The organism is Microbacterium sp. 1.5R (assembly GCF_007667425.1).
Taxonomy (GTDB): domain Bacteria; phylum Actinomycetota; class Actinomycetes; order Actinomycetales; family Microbacteriaceae; genus Microbacterium.
Map to the genome: position 1 here is coordinate 505,439 of NZ_VDRC01000002.1, position 18,143 is coordinate 523,581.

The window sequence follows — 18,143 nt, forward strand, 5'->3', positions numbered from 1 at the left end:
GGACGCGCGATGCGGCCGCCGCGATCAGGTCCCGGCTGCCGCGCGCACCGCATCGGCGACGACGGCGGCGAGCCGGCCAGCGGCGTCCGCCGGCATCGGCTCCCGTCCGAACGTGAAGCGGACGGCGGTCTGGGCGAGGTCCGGGTCGATGCCGCAGGCGAGCAGCACGTGGGAGGGCTCTTCGCTGTCGGTCGCGCAGGCCGAGCCGCTCGACGACACGACGCCGCGGCGTTCGAGCTCGAGCAGCACGGTCTCGCCGTTGACTCCGGCGAAGATGAAGCTCGCGCACCCTGGCAGTCGCGAGTGCCGGTGGCCGGTGAGCGCGGCCTGCGGAACCGCGGCCAGCACGCCCTCGATGAAGAGCTCGGTCGATTCGCCGACCTCGGCGTGCGTCGAGCGCTGCTCCGCGGCCGCGAGCTCGAGCGCGGTGGCGAGAGCGACGGCTCCGGCGACGTTCTCCGTGCCGGAGCGTCGGCCCCGCTCCTGACCACCGCCGTGGAGCAGGGGCTCCAGGGGGATGCGCCCTCGGACGGCCAGCGCACCGACGCCCTTCGGCGCGCCGAGCTTGTGTCCGGCGATCGCGACGGCATCCGCTCCGAGGTCGCGCAGCGGCAACCAGCCCGCGGATTGCACGGCATCCACATGCAGTGGCACCCGCGACGCCGTGGTGAGCGCGGCGAGTGCGGCGACATCCTGCACCGTGCCGATCTCGTTGTTCGCGTGATCGATCGCGACGAGGGCGGTGTCGTCGCGCAGCACGGCGCGCAGGTCGTCGGGGTCGAGCCGACCGGCCCGGTCCACCGGCAGACGGGTCACCTCGACACCGTGGTATCGCCGCAGGTAATCGGCGGGGGCGAGCACGGACTCGTGTGCGATCGGCGACACGACGAGATGGCGACGGCCGCGTTCGAGCGCAGCGAGCACGATGCCTTTCACGGCGAGGTTGTTCGCCTCCGTCCCTCCTCCCGTGAACACCACGTCGCCGCTGCGGAACCCGAGCACCCGAGCCACCCGCGCCCGGGCGTCGGCGAGCGCCTCTGCCGCCGCCTCGCCGATCGTGTGGTGACTCGAGGGATTGCCGAATACGCCGGAGAGGTACGGGAGCATGGCGTCCCGGACCTCCGGGCGCAGAGGCGAGGTGGCGGCGTGGTCGAGGTACAGCATCCGCTCAGTCGATCCGCAGGTCCAGGCCGAGGTCGAGTGCCCTGGCCGAGTGCGTCAGCGCGCCCACCGAGATCACGTCGACCCCGGTGGCCGCGATCGCCGCGACGGTGTCGAGATTCACGCCCCCCGAGGCCTCGACCTGGGCTCGTCCGTCGATGAGGGCCACGCCTGCGCGGAGCTCGTCAGGCGTGAAGTTGTCGAGCAGCACGGTGTGGGCACCCCCCGCGACGACGTCTTCGATCTGGTCGAGACGGTCGACCTCCACCACGACGTGCGTGGTGTGGGGGAGGTGCACGAGCGCATCGCGGAGCGCCGAGGCGAGGTCTCGACCGGAGCGCTGCAGTACGGCGAGGTGGTTGTCCTTCGCCATCACCGCGTCCGACAGCGAATGCCGGTGATTGCGCCCGCCGCCGGAGACGACGGCGTGACGTTCGAACGCCCGCAGCCCGGGGGTGGTCTTGCGGGTGTCGGCGATGCGTGCGGCGGTGCCCTCGGTCGCGGTGACGTACGCCGCGGTCAGCGTGGCGATACCGCTCATGCGCTGCGTGAAGTTCAGCGCGACCCGTTCGGCGGTGAGCATTCCCCGGGCGTTTCCCGTCACCGTCGCCAGCACGTCGCCGGCGGCGAACTCGTCTCCGTCCCCGACGTGCACGTCGACCCGGATCGCCGGGTCGGTGAGGACGAAGGCGGCGACGAAGACGTCGCCCCCGCTGAAGACGCCCGGCTCTCGGGCGACGAGATCGGCCGTGGCCGTCGTATCCGGCGGCAGGAGCGCGGTGCTGGTGAGGTCGCCCCACGGGGCGTCCTCCTCGAGGGCGGCGCCCACGGCGCGGGCGATGACAGCGGCAGTGAGCATCAGACGGCCTCCAGGAGGGGTGCGGGTGCGGGTTCGCGGTAGTGGGCGCCGACGGGATCCACGCGCGACAGAGCGGCGGATGCCGTGGCCTCGGCCAACAGCAGGAGATTCGCGTCTTCGTGCTCGCACACGGTCGTAGGCGTCGTCGCGGCGGCCGCCCACGCCCGCACGGTTCCGAGCGTCGTCTCCAGACCGTGCGTGTCTCGGAGCAGTCCGACGCGGTCCCACATTAGGTGCTGCAGTGCGGCGCGCTCGAATGAGGCGTGCGCGGCGACGGGAGCGGCGACCTGCCGCGGGGGTGCGGCGGCCTGCCACTCGCGCCACGGATCACCGAGCGCGGATGCGGCGCGCGCGCCGAACACGGCTCCCTCGAGCAGCGAATTGGAGGCGAGCCGGTTGGCGCCGTGCACTCCGGTGCGCGCGACCTCGCCGACCGCGTACAGACCCCGCAGTGTCGTGCGGCCGTCGAGGTCGGTCTGCACGCCGCCCATCAGATAGTGCGCCGCGGGAGTGATCGGGACCGGACGCGTGGACCAGTCGAGACCCCGCTCGCGCGTGACTCTGTCGATGGTCGGGAACCGTCTGGACAGCCGCCCTGCTCCGAGCATCGTCGCGTCGAGGCGCACGGGAGCGCCCTGCTCGGCGGCGCGCCGCGCGATCGCCCGCGACACGACATCGCGGGGAGCGAGCTCCCCGTCGGGGTGGGTGTCGAAGACGAAGCGTCGTCCTGCGTCGTCGACGAGCGTCGCACCCTCGCCGCGCACGGCCTCCGAGATCAGGAACGGGGAGCCCATCGAGAGCACGGTCGGGTGGAACTGCACGAATTCGAGGTCGCTCACGGCCGCACCGGCGCGGATCGCCGCTGCGATGCCGTCGCCCGTCGTCCCCTCGGGGTTGGTCGTGTGCGCGTACAGGCACCCGGCGCCGCCGGTCGCAAGGATCACGGCATCCGCGTCGAGCACGTCGATCACCCCGTCGACGAGCAGACGGATGCCGCGCACCGTGTCGCCCGCCACGATGAGGTCGATGAGCATGGCGTGCTCGACGACCCCGATGCGTGAGCCGCCCCGCACCGATGCCACCAGAACACGCGAGATCGCGGTACCCGTCGCGTCGCCACCCGCGTGCACGATGCGGGCGTGGCTGTGCGCCGCTTCATGTCCGAGCAGCAGACGCCCGTCGACATCCCGGTCGAAGGCCACGCCCCGCGTGATCAGCTCGGCGATCCGGTCGGCCGCACCCCGCACCAGCACCTCGACGGCATCGACGTCGGAGAGCCCCGCGCCGGCGGTGATCGTATCGGCGGCATGCTGCTCCGCCGAGTCGTGCGGCCCGTAGACGCCGGCGACTCCTCCCTGGGCGTAGCCGGTGCATCCGTCACCCAGGGCGCCCTTCGTCGCCAGGGTCACGCGGTGGCCGGCCTCCGCGGCATGCAGTGCGGCGGTGAGCCCGGCGATGCCGGATCCGACCACGACGACGTTCATCGCGCGCTCGCCGCCACCGGGGGCTTCGCGGCCAGCATCCGCTCGAGGGCGAGGCGGGCGGGGTCGGCCACGTCGGAAGCCACGACGATGCGATTCGGCGTGCGGTCCGCCACGAGTTCTTCGAGCACCCAGGCGAGATAGCCGGGGTGGATGCGGTACATCGTCGAGCACGGGCACACGACCGGGTCGAGGCAGAAGATCTCGTGCTGCGGGAACTGCGCGGCGAGGCGTCGCACCAGGTTGATCTCGGTGCCGATCGCGAAGGTGGTCGGCTCGGTCGCCGCGGCGATGGCCCGGCGGATGTAGTCGGTCGACCCCGCCTCGTCGGCGGCGTCGACCACCTCCATCGGGCACTCGGGGTGCACGATGACGCGGACTCCGGGGTGCTCGACGCGCGCCTGGGCGATCTGGTCGACGGTGAACCTGCGGTGCACCGAACAGAAGCCGTGCCAGAGGATGACGCGGGAGTCGGCCAGCTCGGCCTCGGTGGATCCACCGAGCGCCTTGCGCGGGTTCCACATCGGCATCTGCGCGAGGGGCACCCCCATCGCCTTCGCCGTGTTGCGGCCGAGGTGCTGGTCGGGGAAGAAGAGCACGCGACGTCCGCGCTCGAACGCCCAGTCCAGCACCGTCTGCGCGTTCGACGACGTGCAGACGATCCCGCCGTGCCGGCCGACGAAGCCCTTGATCGCCGCGGAGGAGTTCATGTACGTCACCGGGATCACCGGAACGCGCCCGTCCTCGTCCGGCTCGTCGAGGTCGCCGAGCACATCCGCGAGCTGCTCCCAGCAGTCCTCCACCTGGTCGATGTCCGCCATGTCCGCCATGGAGCAGCCGGCGGCGAGGTTGGGCAGCACCACAGCCTGGTCCGGCCCGGACAGGAGGTCGGCGGTCTCGGCCATGAAGTGCACCCCGCAGAACACGATCGCCTCGGCATCCGGTCTGCCCTTCGCGGCGGTGGCGAGCTGGAACGAGTCGCCGACGTAGTCGGCGTGCCGCACGACCTCTTCCCGCTGGTAGAAGTGACCGAGGATCACGACGCGATCGCCGAGCGTCTCCTTGGCGACTCGGATCCGCTGGTCGAGCTCGTCCTCCGTCGCCTCGCGGTATGCGGCCGGAAGCTCGCCCTGCCGCGGTGCGCCGGTGGGGATGACGTCGCCCATCGACGAGCCGGGACCGTACCCGGGGCGGATGTCGAAGTCCCAGGGCCCTGCTGCGAGATCGGTCGTACAGGTCGCGTCGGTCGAGGCTCCGGAGACGATCGCCTGAATCGCGTGATCCACGGACGCGTCGGGGGCTGCCCCGAGTGCCGGCACGGGCGGGGTGGGGACGAAGGTGATGCTCATCGGATGCTCGTTTCCTCGGGTCCGAGCGGGCCGTGGTCGGCCAGCTCCACATCGGTGTCGTATCGGTAGAGGCGCGCAGGGCGGTGACTGCCAGTGCGGAAACGCTCGGTGGGGATCAGATTCCCCGTCGCCTCGACCTGACGGCGGAAGTTGGCCGGGTCCAGCTGGCGACCGAGGATCGACTGGTACGCCTCGCGGAGGTCGGAGAGGGTGAACTCGGCGGGCAGGAAGCCATGCGCGACGCGGCTGTAGCCGACCTTGTTGCGGAGGCGCCACAGTGCGTAGTCGACGATCTTGTCGTGGTCGAAGGCAAGAGGAGGGCGCTCGGAGAGGTCGACCCAGCGCACGTTCTCGGGGGCCAGGCCGGAGGCGAGATGAGCGGCGCTCTGGGCATCGACGTCGTCCTGCCTGAGCAGCGCCCAGTACACGATCGACACGACCCGGGTGGGGGAGCGGTCGACGGCGCCGAAGGCGTAGAGCTGCTCGAGGTAACTCGGCGTGAGGCCGGTCGTCTCGGCGAGGGTGCGCGCTGCGGCATCCACGGGCGATTCGGTCGCCGTGAGCCATCCGCCGGGCAGAGCCCATTGCCCGTCGAACGGCGCACGCGTGCGACGCACCAGGGGCAGGGCGAGAACCGGGTCTCCGCTCTCCGTTCGTCGCAGCGTGAGGATCACGGTCGACACCGCGACATCGATACCGGCACTTTGAGTCTTTGGCACCTTAACCTCCCGCCTCGATCTTATTGTCGTCGCCACCTTTAGTCCAGCGATGTGACGGCATCCGCTGGTCGAGTCCGAAACGTTATGCAGGAGGGTCGCGAGGTCTTGTCGAGGATGGGCGGGTTTGTTAGGTTACTGTCCTAACAAACCCCTTCTCAGGGCGTTTGCCCGCGAGCCCCACCCAGGGTTCCGTCTCCAATCCGGAGAAATCCCTCCTGCAGTGCAGCACCGAGAGGAACGACAGAATGATCCGTACCGGAAAGCGCAAGATCGCGCTCACCGCCGTGGCGGGAGCTTCCGTCCTCGCCCTGGGCCTGACGGCCTGTGGCGCAGGTGGCAACGACGGGAGCGGCGCAGACGGCGACCGCGCGCTCCGCGTCTGGGCCGGAAGCCAGACCCCCATCACGGCGAACTACAACCCCTTCGCGCCCACCGTGCTCCACGGTGCGCTCGGCCCCATCTACGAGCCGCTGTTCTTCTTCAACAAGACGTCGGACTCGGAGCCCGAGGGCATGATCGGCGACACCTACGAATACAACGAAGACGGCACGGTGATCACGATCACCATCAAGCCCGACCTGAAGTGGAGCGACGGCGAGCCGCTCACCGCCGCCGACGTGGCCTTCTCCTTCAACTACGAAGCCAACAATCCCGAGGGCAACGGACTGGTCTCGGCCGAGGCGACCGACGACACGACCGTCGTGCTGACCTACTCGACCGCGCAGTTCACGACCGAGTTCCAGCGTCTCGGGTCGACCTACATCCTTCCCGAGCACATCTGGGCGGACGTCGACGACTACGCCAACTTCGCCAACGAGGAGCCGGTCGGCTCCGGCCCCTACGTCGTCGACAAGACCACGAGCGAGTCCTACACCCTCGTCGCGAACGAGAACTTCCGTGGCGCTGACGACCTCGGAGTCAAGAAGGTGCAGTACATCGCGGTCGACAACAACCAGACAGCTCAGGACCTCCTCGCCGCCGGGAAGCTCGACTGGACCGGCATGTTCATCCCGAACCCCGACGACGTCACCGCGAACGGCGCGATCTCGTGGGTCAACACCCCGCAGGACCCCACTGTCCTCTACACCTGCTCGAACGCCGAGCTCGGCTGCTCCGGTCCGCAGACCGACGTCGCCGTGCGTCAGGCGCTGAACGCGGCGATCGACCGCGGCACGATCAAGGACAAGGCGTTCGTCGGTCTCACCGGCGACATCTCGCCCACGTACGCGCTGCTTCCCCGCGACGAGAAGTGGGTCGCGGATTCCGCGAACGAGCTCAGCCCGCAGAAGGCCGACGCCGCTGAGGCGGACTCGATTCTCGAGGCGGCCGGCTACACCAAGGGCTCCGACGGCATCTACGAGAAGGACGGTCAGAAGGTCGAGCTCACGCTGACGTCCGTCGACGGCTGGACCGACTACAACGACGCCGCAAAGCTCATCGCCGAGCAGGCCGAAGCCGCAGGCATCAAGATCAACGCCTCGACCGTGCAGTGGCAGGAGTTCTCCGACTCGCGTCAGAGCGGCGACTTCCAGCTCATCGTCGGCGGCATGGTCGGAACCTCGGTCGCCGACCCGTTCCAGATCTACCGCGACTGGTTCGGCGGCACGACCGTCGGCTCCACCGGCCCCGTCGGTGAGGAGGTCCCGACCGGTCGCTGGAACTTCAGCCGCTACAACAACCCGATCGTCGATCAGGCCGTGCAGTCGGCCATCAGCACGGACGACGAGGCGACCAAGAAGGAGCTGTACGGGACGATCCAGACCGAGATCGTGCGCGACCTGCCCTACATCCCGCTGGTGATCAACGCGACCCAGACCTTCTACAACACGAAGGACTACACGGGCTGGCCGACGGAGGACGACCTCTACGCCTTCCCGCCGTCCTGGGGTTCGATCGCGGCAGGCTACGTCCTGACGCACCTCCAGCCGGCCAAGTAGTCCGCGTCACCGGGGAAGCAGGGAGTCGAAGAAGACCGTCATGAAGTTCTACGCACGACGAATAGGGTTCTACGCGTTCACGCTGTGGGCCGCCATCTCCATCAACTTCCTGCTTCCCCGCATGATGCCGGGCAACCCCGCCGACATCATGATCGCCAAGATGCAGCGTGCGGGCGGCGAGGTCTCCGAGACCACCATCCGCAACATCAAGCTGCTGCTCGGTGGCGACGACTCCTCCCTCTGGGAGCAGTACATCTCTTACTGGGGGCGCATGTTCCAGGGCGATCTGGGCGTCTCCGTCACGAAGTTCCCGACTCCGGTCACCGAGCTCATCGGGCAGGCGCTGCCGTGGACGCTGATCCTCGTCGGCACCGCGACCGTCATCTCCTTCATCCTCGGCGTCGCGCTCGGCGCCTGGGCCGGCTGGAAGCGCGGCACCTGGGTCGACCACATCATCCCGGCCACGACCGTCCTGCAGTCCATCCCGTACTTCTGGATGGCCCTCATCCTCGTCGCCGTGTTCGCCGTCGGTCTCGGCTGGTTCCCGATCTTCGGCGGCTACGACGTGTTCGACTTCCCCGACGGGCCCGAGCCGACGTGGGCGTTCTTCTCGAACGCCGTGTCGCATGCGATCCTGCCGGCGCTCACCATCGTGGTCAGCTCCGTCGGCGGATGGCTCTTCGGCATGCGCAACATGATGGTGCAGACGATGTCGGAGGACTACGTCCTCACCGCCGAGGCCAAGGGCCTGCGCCCTCGTCGCATCATGACGACGTACGCCGCCCGCAACGCCGCGATCCCCTCGATCGCCGGCTTCTCGATCACCCTCGGCTTCGTGGTCGCCGGTTCGATCGTGATGGAGCAGGTGTTCACCTATCCCGGCATCGGCAAGCTCATGTTCCAGGCGGTGACGAACAACGACTACGCCCTCATGCAGGGGCTGTTCCTCGTCATCACCATCACGGTGCTCGCCGCCAACTTCTTCATGGACCTGATCTACGGATTCATCGACCCGAGGGCGCGCCAGAATGTCTGACACCAAGCTCACTCCGATGCAGATCGTCAAAGAGGTGCCGACCTCCGAGCCGGCCACGACCGTCACGCTCGCGACGCACAAGCCGAAGAAGGGTCGTGGCCTGCTGCCGACCCGGTCGGCGAAGTTCGTCGTCGGCATGGTGCTCGTGCTGTCGATCGTGCTGTTCGCGATCATCGCGCCGATGTTCACGCAGAACCCGCGCAGCACCGACAACGCGGCCCTGCAGCCGCCGTCTGCCGAGCACTGGCTCGGTACGACCAAGCTCGGCAACGACATGCTCGCGCAGCTCGCGATCGGCGCCCAGGGGTCTCTGCTCGTCGGTCTCGTCGCCGGCGGCATCGCGATCGTCCTGTCGCTGGTCTTCGGTGTCCTGGCCGGCTACCTCGGCGGCTGGCGTGAAGACGCCCTCGCGCTGCTGACGAACGTCATGATCGTCATCCCCGGTCTGCCGCTGGTCATGGTGGTCGCCTCCTTCGTCCCGACGCGCAGCTGGCAGCTCGTCGCCTTCGTGCTCGGCATCACCTCGTGGGCGGGTGCCGCGTACGTGCTGCGGCTGCAGACGCGCTCGCTCCGCACCCGCGACTACGTGTACGCGTCGAAGGTCGCCGGCGAACGGTCGTTCCGCGTCATCCTGGTCGAGATCATGCCCAACCTGCTGCCGCTGCTCACCGCGCAGTTTTTGTTCGCGATCATCTTCGCGATCCTCGGCGAGGCCGGCCTGTCGTATCTCGGTCTCGGACCCAACTCGTCGATCACCTGGGGCAGCATCCTCAACGACGCGCAGTCGGGGCAGGCGCTCGGACGAGGCGCGTGGTGGTGGTTCGTGCCGCCGGGCGTGATGATCGCGGTGCTCGGCGCCGGCCTCGCACTGATCAACTTCGCGATCGACGAGGTCATCAATCCCAAGCTGCGCAACGCGCCCGACGCGGCGCGCCGGGTGCGCCAGGCCGCCAAGACGAAGGGAGTGGCGGCGTGAGCGCCCCCGAGGCTGTGCTGACGGCACGCAACGTGTCCATCGAGTACGAGGTCGACCCGCCGGTGAAGGCCGTGCGCAACGTGTCGCTCACGCTCCACCGCGGCGAGATCCTGGGCCTCGCGGGTGAGTCGGGATGCGGCAAGACCACCCTCGCGTACGGGATGAACCGGCTGCTCAAGGCGCCGGCGCTGATGACCGACGGCGAGATCGTGTTCCACGACCGCGACGGCTCCGACATCGACGTCGTCGCTCTCGACGGCGATGGGCTGCGTGCCTTCCGCTGGGACAAGATCTCGATGGTGTTCCAGGGGGCGATGAACTCGCTCAACCCGGTGATCGACGTCCGGGCGCAGATCTTCGACATCTTCGACACGCACCGACCGGGCATGTCGAAGCAGGACAAGCAGGCGAGGGCGGAGGAGTTGCTGACCCTCGTCGGTGTCGACCCCTCCCGCCTGCGCAGCTTCCCGCACGAGCTGTCCGGCGGCATGCGCCAGCGCATGATGATCGCGATGGCGCTCGCACTCGACCCCCAGGTCATGGTCATGGACGAGCCGACCACCGCGCTCGACGTGGTCGTTCAGCGCGGCATCATCCGCGAGATCATGCGGTTGCGGGAGCGGCTCGGATTCGCCGTCATCTTCATCACCCACGACCTCCCGATGCTGATCGAGATCAGCGACCGCATCGCCGTGATGCTGCAGGGCGAGATCGTCGAGCAGGGCACGGCGGAGGAGATCTACCGCACCCCGCAGCACGAGTACACCAAGCGTCTGCTGTCGAGCTTCCCGAGCCTGACGGGGGAGCGGGGCGACTTCGTCCGCACCGGCAGCCGCGTCACGCAGGAGGAGATCCGATGAGCGCCCCCACCCTCGAGGCGAGGAACCTCGTCAAGGACTTCCACCTGCGATCTGGCTTCACGACCTCGACTCTGCACGCGGTGAAGGACGTGTCGTTCACGATCGAGGCGGGCAAGACCATCGCGCTCGTCGGCGAGTCCGGATCGGGCAAGTCGACCATCGCGCGGATGCTGATGAAGCTGGAGACCCCGACGAGCGGGCAGATCCTGCTCGACGGCCAGGAGACCGGCACGAGCGGCCGCGCGGTCGAGGGGTACCGTTCGCAGGTGCAGATGGTGTTCCAGGATCCGTTCGCATCGCTGAACCCGTACCACACGATCTTCCACCACCTCGAGCGACCGATCCGTCTGCACCACCCGCGGCTGTCGCGCACCGAGGTGCGCGAGCGCGCGCTGGAGCTGCTTGAGCGGGTGCGCCTGAGCCCCGCCGAGAGCTTCGCCGAACGCCGCCCGCACGAGCTGTCCGGGGGCCAGCGGCAGCGCGTCGCGATCGCCCGAGCACTCGCACCGGGTGCCCGCTTCATCGTCGCCGATGAGCCGGTTTCGATGCTCGACGTGTCGATCCGGCTCGGGGTGCTGAACCTCCTCGCCGATCTGCAGCGCGAAGACGACCTCGGGGTGCTGTACATCACCCACGATCTCGCCACCGCCCGGCACTTCAGCGACGAGATCATGGTGCTCTACAAGGGCGACGTCGTCGAACGGGGGCCCGCTGACGAGGTCATCCTGAACCCGCAGCACGAGTACACGAAGACGCTGCTCGGCGCGGCACCAGAGCCGGAGAACCTGGGCCGTCTGCGCGACGAGGTGAGGGCGGAGCTCGCGGGCCTCTGAGGCGCGGCATCCTGGTCCGTCGCGCTCCGGTCGCACTCCGGTCGCACTCCGTGCCGCTCCGGTCGCGCTCCGGTCGCACTCCGTGCCGCCCCAGCGCGACCGACGCGGCACGAATCGCGATCGGAACGGCGGATCGTGCCCGCTACACTGGGACCACAATCGAACATCGGCCGAACGGGCCACGCGGGAGAGCCCCGGCGAACGCAGCCGGGCACCGAAGGAGCAAGCCTCCCCGCCAATCTCTCAGGTACGCGTACCGCGGGGTCCCGGCCACTCTGGAAAGCGATTTCGAGCGGAGCGAGAAATCGGGTTGAGCGAGGGCGTCCACGCCCGAGTCGAAACCCCGGCGACCCGAACACCACGAGTCTCCGTCTCCCGCATCCCGCAGAGATCCGCCGACGGTGAAAGCCCCTCAGGGGTGAAACTCTCAGGCCCATGACAGAGGGGGAGTTCCGAGGAACGACGTCACCGCCGTTCCGCCCGATCCAGCCCGGGAGAACTCCATGTCCGACCCCCGCTACACCCCGCTGCGAGACCGTCACGAGTCTCTCGGTGCATCCTTCACAGACTTCGGCGGCTGGCAGATGCCCGTGCGCTACACGTCGGACCTCGCCGAGCACCACGCGGTGCGCCGGGCGGCCGGGATCTTCGACATCTCGCATATGGCCGAGTTCCTCGTGACGGGCCAGAGCGCGGCGGAGTTCCTCGACTACGCCCTCGCGGGGCGTCTGTCCGGGATGGCGGTCGGCAAGGCCAAGTATTCGCTGATGCTGTCGGAGTCCGGGGGGATCGTCGACGACGTGATCGTCTACCGGCTCGCCGACGACCGCTATCTCGTCATCGCGAACGCCGGCAACCGCGGATTCGTCGACTCGGCGTTCGCGTCGCGCGTCCGGTCGTTCCCGTCGCTCATCGAACGACAGGCACCGCCCCTGGCGCCCGGTGAGGAGCGCAGCTTCGCCGGGTTCCTCGGAGACCGCGGCGTCGACGTCGAGGACGTGTCCGACGACTTCGCGTTGATCGCGGTCCAGGGTCCGTCGGCCGAGGCCGTGCTCTCGTCGACGGAGGGGATCACCGAGCTCAGTACGCCGTGGACCGAGCAGAGGTACTACGCGTGGGCCGACGCCGCGTTCCTCGGACACCCGCTGATGATCGCCCGCACGGGCTACACCGGCGAAGACGGCTTCGAACTTCTCGTGCGCGCCGATGACGCGCCGGCGCTCTGGGATGCGGTGGTCGCCGCGGGAGAACCGCACGGACTGATCCCCGCCGGCCTCGCCGCCCGCGACACGCTCCGCCTCGAGGCGGGCATGCCGCTCTACGGCCATGAGCTCACACTCGACACGAAGCCCGCGCAGGCCGGCCTCGGCCGCGTCGTCGTCGCGGCGAAGGAGAGCTTCGTCGGGAAGGACGCCGTCGACCCGGCATCCGACGCCCGGGTTCTCGTCGGCCTCGCCGCCGAGGGCAAGCGCGCCGGTCGCGCCGGCTACGCGGTCGTGACCGCCGACGGCGCGACCATCGGCGAGATCACGAGCGGCGCGCTGAGCCCGACGCTCGGCCATCCCATCGCGATGGCGTACGTGGATCCTGCTTCCGCTGCGGAGGGATCCGCAGTATTCCTTGACGTGCGGGGAACCCGCATCCCCGCGACCGTGACCGCACTGCCTTTCTACCGGAGGACGAAATGACCGATCTGACCACCCTCAAGTACAGCGAAGAGCACGAGTGGGTCGCCGTCGACGGCGCCGTGGCGACCGTCGGCATCACCGACTTCGCCGCCGATGCGCTCGGCGACATCGTGTTCGTCGAGCTGCCGGCCGTCGGCACGGCGGTCTCGCGCGGCGACGTGTTCGGCGAGGCGGAGTCGACGAAGTCGGTCTCCGAGCTCTACGCGCCCGTCGCAGGCACCGTCACCGAGGTCAACCAGGCCGTCGTCGACGACCCGGCGCTGCTGAACGCCTCGCCGTTCGAAGACGCGTGGCTCATCAAGGTCGAGGTCGCGGACGACGCGCTCGACGGACTCCTCGACCGCGACGCCTACGTCGCGCACACGGAGGGCTGATCGCGTCGTGGTCTCTTTCGCCGATCGTCACATCGGACTCTCCTCGTCCGCCCAGAGCCGGATGCTCGGAGTCCTCGGACTCTCCGACGAGTCCGCCGACCAGAGCCCGATCGAGTCGCTCATGCGCGAGGCCGTGCCCGCGTCGATCTTCACAGGCGAGCGCGAGGACAGCGTCATCCCGCCCGCCGCGAGCGAGACGGAGGCGCTGGCCGAGCTGCGTTCGCTGGCACGCCGCAACGCGGTGAACCGACCGATGATCGGCCTCGGCTACTACGGCACCGTCACGCCCAGCGTGATCCAGCGCAACGTCCTCGAGAACCCGTCCTGGTACACCGCGTACACGCCGTACCAGCCGGAGATCTCGCAGGGCCGCCTCGAGGCGCTCATCAACTTCCAGACGATGGTCTCGGAACTCACGGGTCTCACCACCGCGAACGCGTCGATGCTCGACGAGTCCACGGCGGTCGTCGAGGGGATGCTGCTCGCGCGCCGCGCCTCGAAGAAGGCGTCCAACGTCTTCGCCGTCGACGCCGACGCGTTCCCGCAGACCATGGCGCTGCTCGCCGCTAGAGCAGAAGCCGTGGGCATCGAGCTCGTGACCGTCGACTTCGCCTCGGGGGAGGAGCTGCCCGCCGAGCTGTTCGGCGTGTTCGTGCAGTACCCCGGTGCCTCCGGTCGCGTCTGGGATCCCACGGCCGTGATCGACGCCGCGCACCTCGCCGGCGGACTCGCGGTGGTCGCGGCCGATCTGCTGGCACTCACGCTCATCGCATCGCCGGGCAGCCTGGGCGCCGATGTCGCGGTCGGCACGACGCAGCGATTCGGTGTGCCGATGGGCTTCGGTGGACCGCACGCCGGCTACATGGCCGTGCGCGCCGGACTCGAGCGCCAGCTGCCGGGTCGCCTCGTCGGCGTCTCGGTCGACGCCGACGGTCGCCCAGCCTACCGTCTGTCGCTGCAGACGCGAGAGCAGCACATCCGCCGGGAGAAGGCGACGTCGAACATCTGCACCGCGCAGGTGCTGCTCGCCGTCATGGCCGCGATGTACGCGGTGTACCACGGGCCGGACGGGCTCAGCGACATCGCTCGCCAGACGGCGGCGAAGGCCGCCCTCCTGCGGGACTGGCTGGTCGAGGCCGGCGCCGAGGTCGTGCACGACGCCTTCTTCGACACGCTCCGGGTGCGCGTACCCGGCGCCGCAGCCGAGCGCGTCGCCGCCGCCCACGAGAAGGGCATCCTCCTGCTGGCCGTCGATGCCGACACTGTCGGCGTCTCGGTCGACGAGACCACCACGACCGCCGACCTCCACGAGGTCGCGCGCGTGTTCGGCGGTCCGCAGCAGCGCGTGTTCGGCCTGACGGGTCCTCTGTCGGCGCTTCCCGAGGAGCTGCTCCGTCAGGACGAGTACCTCACGCACCCCGTCTTCCATGCGCACCGCAGCGAAACCGCCATGATGCGGTACCTCAAGTCGCTCGCCGACCGCGACTATGCGCTCGATCGGGGCATGATCCCGCTGGGGTCGTGCACGATGAAGCTCAACGCGGCCACCGAGATGGCGGCCATCACGTGGCCGGAGTTCGCCGGCATTCATCCGTTCGCTCCGGCGTCCGACGTGCAGGGCTATCTCGACCTCATCGAGCAGCTCGAGTCGTGGCTCGCCGAGGTCACCGGGTACGACGCCGTCTCCCTGCAGCCGAACGCCGGCTCGCAGGGCGAGCTCGCCGGTCTGCTGGCGATCCGCGGGTACCACCTCGCGAACGGCGACACGCACCGCACGATCTGCCTGATCCCGTCGTCGGCCCACGGCACCAACGCCGCCTCGGCGGTGCTCGCCGGCATGAAGGTGGTCGTCGTCGCGACCGACGAGCTCGGCAACGTCGACCTCGCGGATCTGCGCGCCAAGATCGCGCAGCACGCCGATGAGCTCGCCGCGCTGATGATCACCTACCCGTCCACGCACGGCGTGTACGAGCAGGATGTGGTCGAGATCACCTCGGCCGTGCACGACGCCGGCGGTCAGGTGTACGTCGACGGAGCGAACCTCAACGCCCTGCTCGGGTACGCCCGCTTCGGGGATCTCGGCGGAGACGTCTCGCACCTCAACCTGCACAAGACGTTCGCGATCCCGCACGGGGGCGGCGGACCGGGTGTCGGCCCGGTCGCGGCGAAGGCCCACCTCGCTCCGTTCCTCCCCTCGCACCCGCTCGCGCAGCGCCCCGAGCACGCGGGCGGCTTCGTGTTCGAGGGCGGCCCGATCTCGGCGGCGCCGTACGGCTCAGCCGGCATCCTGCCGATCTCGTGGGCGTACGTGCGCATGATGGGCGCCGATGGCCTGCGGCGGGCGACGGCATCCGCAGTCCTGTCGGCGAACTACATCGCGGCGCGGCTCGGAGAGCACTACCCGGTGCTCTACAGCGGCGAGAACGGACGGGTGGCGCACGAGTGCATCCTCGACCTGCGTCCGCTCAAGGAGGCCACCGGGGTGTCGGTCGACGACGTCGCGAAGCGGCTCATCGACTACGGCTTCCACGCCCCGACCATGTCGTTCCCGGTCGCCGGCACCCTCATGGTCGAGCCGACCGAGTCGGAGGACATCGATGAGATCGAGCGTTTCGTCGAGGCCATGGTCATGATCAAGGCGGAGGCGGATGCCGTCGCCGCCGGTCGCTGGCCCGCCGATGACAACCCCCTGGTGAACGCTCCGCACACCGCCGTGTCGCTCATCGCGGGGGAGTGGGAGCACGCGTACACCCGTGAGGACGCCGCCTACCCGGTGCACGCCCTCGTCGCGGGCAAGTACTGGCCGCCGGTGCGCCGGATCGACCAGGCCTACGGCGACCGCAACCTCGTGTGCGCCTGCCCGCCGATCGAGGCCTTCGCCTGATCGAGATCTCAGGACGGGGGTCGGATGCCGCGGCATCCGGCCCCTTTTCCGTCGAGGGTCGCGATCACCGCTGCGAACCGGCGAACAACCGTACTCCGGTGGCTCCCGTGTTTCAGCAATATTACGGATGGTCACCACTGAGTAACGGTTCGTTAGCTGGGGGATGTGCTGGGATACCGCCGGGTTACGCTCAATCATCCCTACGCGTTCGACGTCGAGCGCGCAGTCTGATGAATACCCGTCCACAGGAGGACACACAGTGAAGCGCAACAAGATCGCCCTTTCGGGCACCGCGCTGTTCGCGATCGGCGCCCTGGCGCTCGCGGGCTGCGCGAGCGGCGGCAGCGACGACGGCGGCAACGCCGGCGGAGACGCCAACGCGGATGCCATCATCACCACGAACGGCTCCGAGCCCGAGAACCCGCTCATCCCCACCAACACCAACGAGGTGGGTGGCGGAAAGATCCTCGACGAGATCTTCGCCGGTCTGATCTACTACGACGCCGACGGCAAGCCGGTCAACGACATGGCCGAGGAGATCACCACCGAGGACCCGCAGAACATCACGGTGAAGATCAAGGAGGGCATGACCTTCACCAATGGTGAAGAGGTCACCGCCGACAACTTCATCAAGGCGTGGAACTACGGCGCCCAGGCCGAGAACGCTCAGCTCTCGGGCTACTTCTTCGAGGACATCGAAGGCTTCGTCAACGACGCCGGCGACCCCGACAACCCCGACGACGACATCTTCGGCGCGCAGGGCGACCTGACGGGTCTGAAGCAGGTCGACGACTACACGTTCACGATCGCGCTGAACAAGCCCGCGTCGGACTTCGCTCTGCGTCTCGGCTACTCGGCGTTCTACCCGCTGCCCGACGTCGCGTTCGACGACATCGACGCGTTCGGTCAGAACCCGATCGGCAACGGCCCGTACATGATCGACGGCGACGACGCGTGGCAGCACGACGTGCAGATCGACCTCGTTCGCAACGACGACTACGACGGCGGCCGCAAGGCAGCCAACGGCGGTCTGACCATCAAGTTCTACGCCACGCAGGAGGCCGCGTACGCCGACCTGCAGAGCGGAGACGTCGACGTGATCGACGCGATCCCGACCGGTTCGCTCCAGGTCTTCCAGGACGAGCTCGGCGATCGCGCCGTCAACCAGCCGTCCGCGGTCTTCCAGTCCTTCACGATCGGCCAGTTCCTCCCGCACTTCAGCGGCGAAGAGGGCCAGCTGCGCCGCCAGGCGCTGTCGATGGCCATCAACCGCGAAGAGATCACCGAGACGATCTTCTCGGGCACCCGCACCCCGGCATCCGACTTCACCTCCCCGGTGATCGACGGCTGGTCGGACTCGGTCCCCGGCAGCGAGGTCCTCGCGTACGACCCCGAGAAGGCGAAGGAGCTGTGGGCCCAGGCCGACGCCATCGCACCCTGGGACGGCGAGTTCAAGATCGCGTACAACTCCGACGGCGGACACGACGCCTGGGTGGACGCGGTGAGCAACAGCATCAAGAACACGCTGGGCATCGAGGCATCGGGCGACCCGTACCCGACCTTCCAGGATCTTCGCTCGAAGATCAACGACCGCACCATCACCACGGCTGCGCGCTCGGGCTGGCAGGCCGACTACCCGGGTCTGTACAACTTCCTCGGCCCGCTCTACGCGACCGGTGCCGGCTCGAACGACGGTGACTACTCGAACCCCGAGTTCGACGACCTCATCAAGGCCGGTATCAGCAACCCCGACCCCGACGCGCAGCTCGAGGACTTCACCAAGGCGCAGGAGGTCCTCTTCCAGGATCTGCCCGCGATCCCGCTGTGGTACTCGAACGTGACCGGTGGTTTCAGCGAGAGCGTCGACAACGTCACGTTCGGCTGGAACTCCGTCCCGCTGTACTACGAGATCACGAAGGCCGGCGAGTAAGTCTGACGGCACTTCACCTGTGAGGCGGTGACGATTCTTCGTCGCCGCCTCACAGG

The 18,143-nt window shown here is 68.8% G+C and carries 14 protein-coding genes and 1 riboswitch; of the genes, 9 read left to right on the plus strand and 5 right to left on the minus strand.

Annotation, left to right across the window (positions count from 1 at the left end):
- Positions 1-24: 24 nt before the first annotated feature.
- Genes FSY98_RS13335 through FSY98_RS13355 form a run of 5 tightly spaced genes read right to left on the minus strand, consistent with a single transcriptional unit; the run spans position 25 to position 5,533 of the window.
- Positions 25-1,164: a cysteine desulfurase family protein gene (locus FSY98_RS13335; protein WP_144877142.1), complete on the minus strand. Its 1,140-nt coding sequence runs from the start codon at positions 1,162-1,164 to the stop codon at positions 25-27.
- A gap of 4 nt (positions 1,165-1,168) precedes the next feature.
- Positions 1,169-2,020, minus strand: coding sequence for a carboxylating nicotinate-nucleotide diphosphorylase (gene nadC / locus FSY98_RS13340; RefSeq protein ID WP_144877143.1), 852 nt, complete (start codon positions 2,018-2,020; stop codon positions 1,169-1,171).
- Entirely contained in the window at positions 2,020-3,504 is a 1,485-nt protein-coding gene (gene nadB / locus FSY98_RS13345) for an L-aspartate oxidase (protein ID WP_144877144.1), read from the minus strand. Before nadB ends, nadC begins: the two co-directional genes overlap by 1 nt.
- Positions 3,501-4,850 (minus strand): quinolinate synthase NadA, encoded by a 1,350-nt coding sequence (nadA, locus tag FSY98_RS13350; protein ID WP_144877145.1) that lies wholly within the window; start codon positions 4,848-4,850, stop codon positions 3,501-3,503. Before nadA ends, nadB begins: the two co-directional genes overlap by 4 nt.
- Positions 4,847-5,533 carry an NrtR DNA-binding winged helix domain-containing protein gene (locus tag FSY98_RS13355; protein ID WP_144877735.1) on the minus strand — a complete coding sequence of 229 codons (687 nt, stop codon included), beginning with the start codon at positions 5,531-5,533 and terminating at the stop codon, positions 4,847-4,849. The genes nadA and FSY98_RS13355 overlap by 4 nt, the downstream gene beginning before the upstream one ends.
- A gap of 281 nt (positions 5,534-5,814) precedes the next feature.
- Here FSY98_RS13355 and FSY98_RS13360 point away from each other — a divergent pair, with 281 nt between their 5' ends.
- The 9 genes from FSY98_RS13360 (at position 5,815) to FSY98_RS13400 (ending at position 18,087) form a co-directional block, all read left to right on the plus strand.
- Complete coding sequence (locus FSY98_RS13360; protein WP_144877146.1) at positions 5,815-7,506, plus strand: ABC transporter substrate-binding protein; 1,692 nt, start codon at positions 5,815-5,817, stop codon at positions 7,504-7,506.
- Between the two features lie 40 nt (positions 7,507-7,546).
- Positions 7,547-8,542, plus strand: a complete 996-nt coding sequence (locus tag FSY98_RS13365; RefSeq protein ID WP_144877147.1) for an ABC transporter permease — start codon at positions 7,547-7,549, stop codon at positions 8,540-8,542.
- Complete coding sequence (locus tag FSY98_RS13370; protein ID WP_144877148.1) at positions 8,535-9,518, plus strand: ABC transporter permease; 984 nt, start codon at positions 8,535-8,537, stop codon at positions 9,516-9,518. Before FSY98_RS13365 ends, FSY98_RS13370 begins: the two co-directional genes overlap by 8 nt.
- Positions 9,515-10,378 (plus strand): ABC transporter ATP-binding protein, encoded by an 864-nt coding sequence (locus tag FSY98_RS13375; RefSeq protein WP_260857403.1) that lies wholly within the window; start codon positions 9,515-9,517, stop codon positions 10,376-10,378. The genes FSY98_RS13370 and FSY98_RS13375 overlap by 4 nt, the downstream gene beginning before the upstream one ends.
- Positions 10,375-11,211, plus strand: coding sequence for an ABC transporter ATP-binding protein (locus tag FSY98_RS13380; protein ID WP_144877149.1), 837 nt, complete (start codon positions 10,375-10,377; stop codon positions 11,209-11,211). Before FSY98_RS13375 ends, FSY98_RS13380 begins: the two co-directional genes overlap by 4 nt.
- A 174-nt stretch (positions 11,212-11,385) precedes the next feature.
- A riboswitch (glycine riboswitch) is annotated at positions 11,386-11,480 on the plus strand.
- A gap of 234 nt (positions 11,481-11,714) precedes the next feature.
- A complete protein-coding gene (locus FSY98_RS13385; RefSeq protein ID WP_144877150.1) occupies positions 11,715-12,899 on the plus strand; it encodes a glycine cleavage system aminomethyltransferase GcvT in 1,185 nt (394 codons plus the stop codon).
- Entirely contained in the window at positions 12,896-13,273 is a 378-nt protein-coding gene (gcvH, locus tag FSY98_RS13390) for a glycine cleavage system protein GcvH (RefSeq protein ID WP_144877151.1), read from the plus strand. The genes FSY98_RS13385 and gcvH overlap by 4 nt, the downstream gene beginning before the upstream one ends.
- Before the next feature lie 7 nt (positions 13,274-13,280).
- Positions 13,281-16,157, plus strand: a complete 2,877-nt coding sequence (gcvP, locus tag FSY98_RS13395; protein WP_144877152.1) for an aminomethyl-transferring glycine dehydrogenase — start codon at positions 13,281-13,283, stop codon at positions 16,155-16,157.
- Positions 16,158-16,416: 259 nt separating this feature from the next.
- Complete coding sequence (locus FSY98_RS13400) at positions 16,417-18,087, plus strand: ABC transporter substrate-binding protein (RefSeq protein WP_144877153.1); 1,671 nt, start codon at positions 16,417-16,419, stop codon at positions 18,085-18,087.
- Positions 18,088-18,143: the final 56 nt, after the last annotated feature.

Bases quoted from the DNA above. Each gene is read 5' to 3' on its own strand.
- FSY98_RS13335 (WP_144877142.1), bottom strand. From the start codon at position 1,164: ATGCTGTACCTCGACCACGCCGCCACCTCGCCTCTGCGCCCGGAGGTC.
- nadC (WP_144877143.1), bottom strand. From the start codon at position 2,020: ATGCTCACTGCCGCTGTCATCGCCCGCGCCGTGGGCGCCGCCCTCGAG.
- nadB (WP_144877144.1), bottom strand. From the start codon at position 3,504: ATGAACGTCGTCGTGGTCGGATCCGGCATCGCCGGGCTCACCGCCGCA.
- nadA (WP_144877145.1), bottom strand. From the start codon at position 4,850: ATGAGCATCACCTTCGTCCCCACCCCGCCCGTGCCGGCACTCGGGGCA.
- FSY98_RS13360 (WP_144877146.1), top strand. From the start codon at position 5,815: ATGATCCGTACCGGAAAGCGCAAGATCGCGCTCACCGCCGTGGCGGGA.
- FSY98_RS13365 (WP_144877147.1), top strand. From the start codon at position 7,547: ATGAAGTTCTACGCACGACGAATAGGGTTCTACGCGTTCACGCTGTGG.
- FSY98_RS13370 (WP_144877148.1), top strand. From the start codon at position 8,535: ATGTCTGACACCAAGCTCACTCCGATGCAGATCGTCAAAGAGGTGCCG.
- FSY98_RS13380 (WP_144877149.1), top strand. From the start codon at position 10,375: ATGAGCGCCCCCACCCTCGAGGCGAGGAACCTCGTCAAGGACTTCCAC.
- FSY98_RS13385 (WP_144877150.1), top strand. From the start codon at position 11,715: ATGTCCGACCCCCGCTACACCCCGCTGCGAGACCGTCACGAGTCTCTC.
- gcvH (WP_144877151.1), top strand. From the start codon at position 12,896: ATGACCGATCTGACCACCCTCAAGTACAGCGAAGAGCACGAGTGGGTC.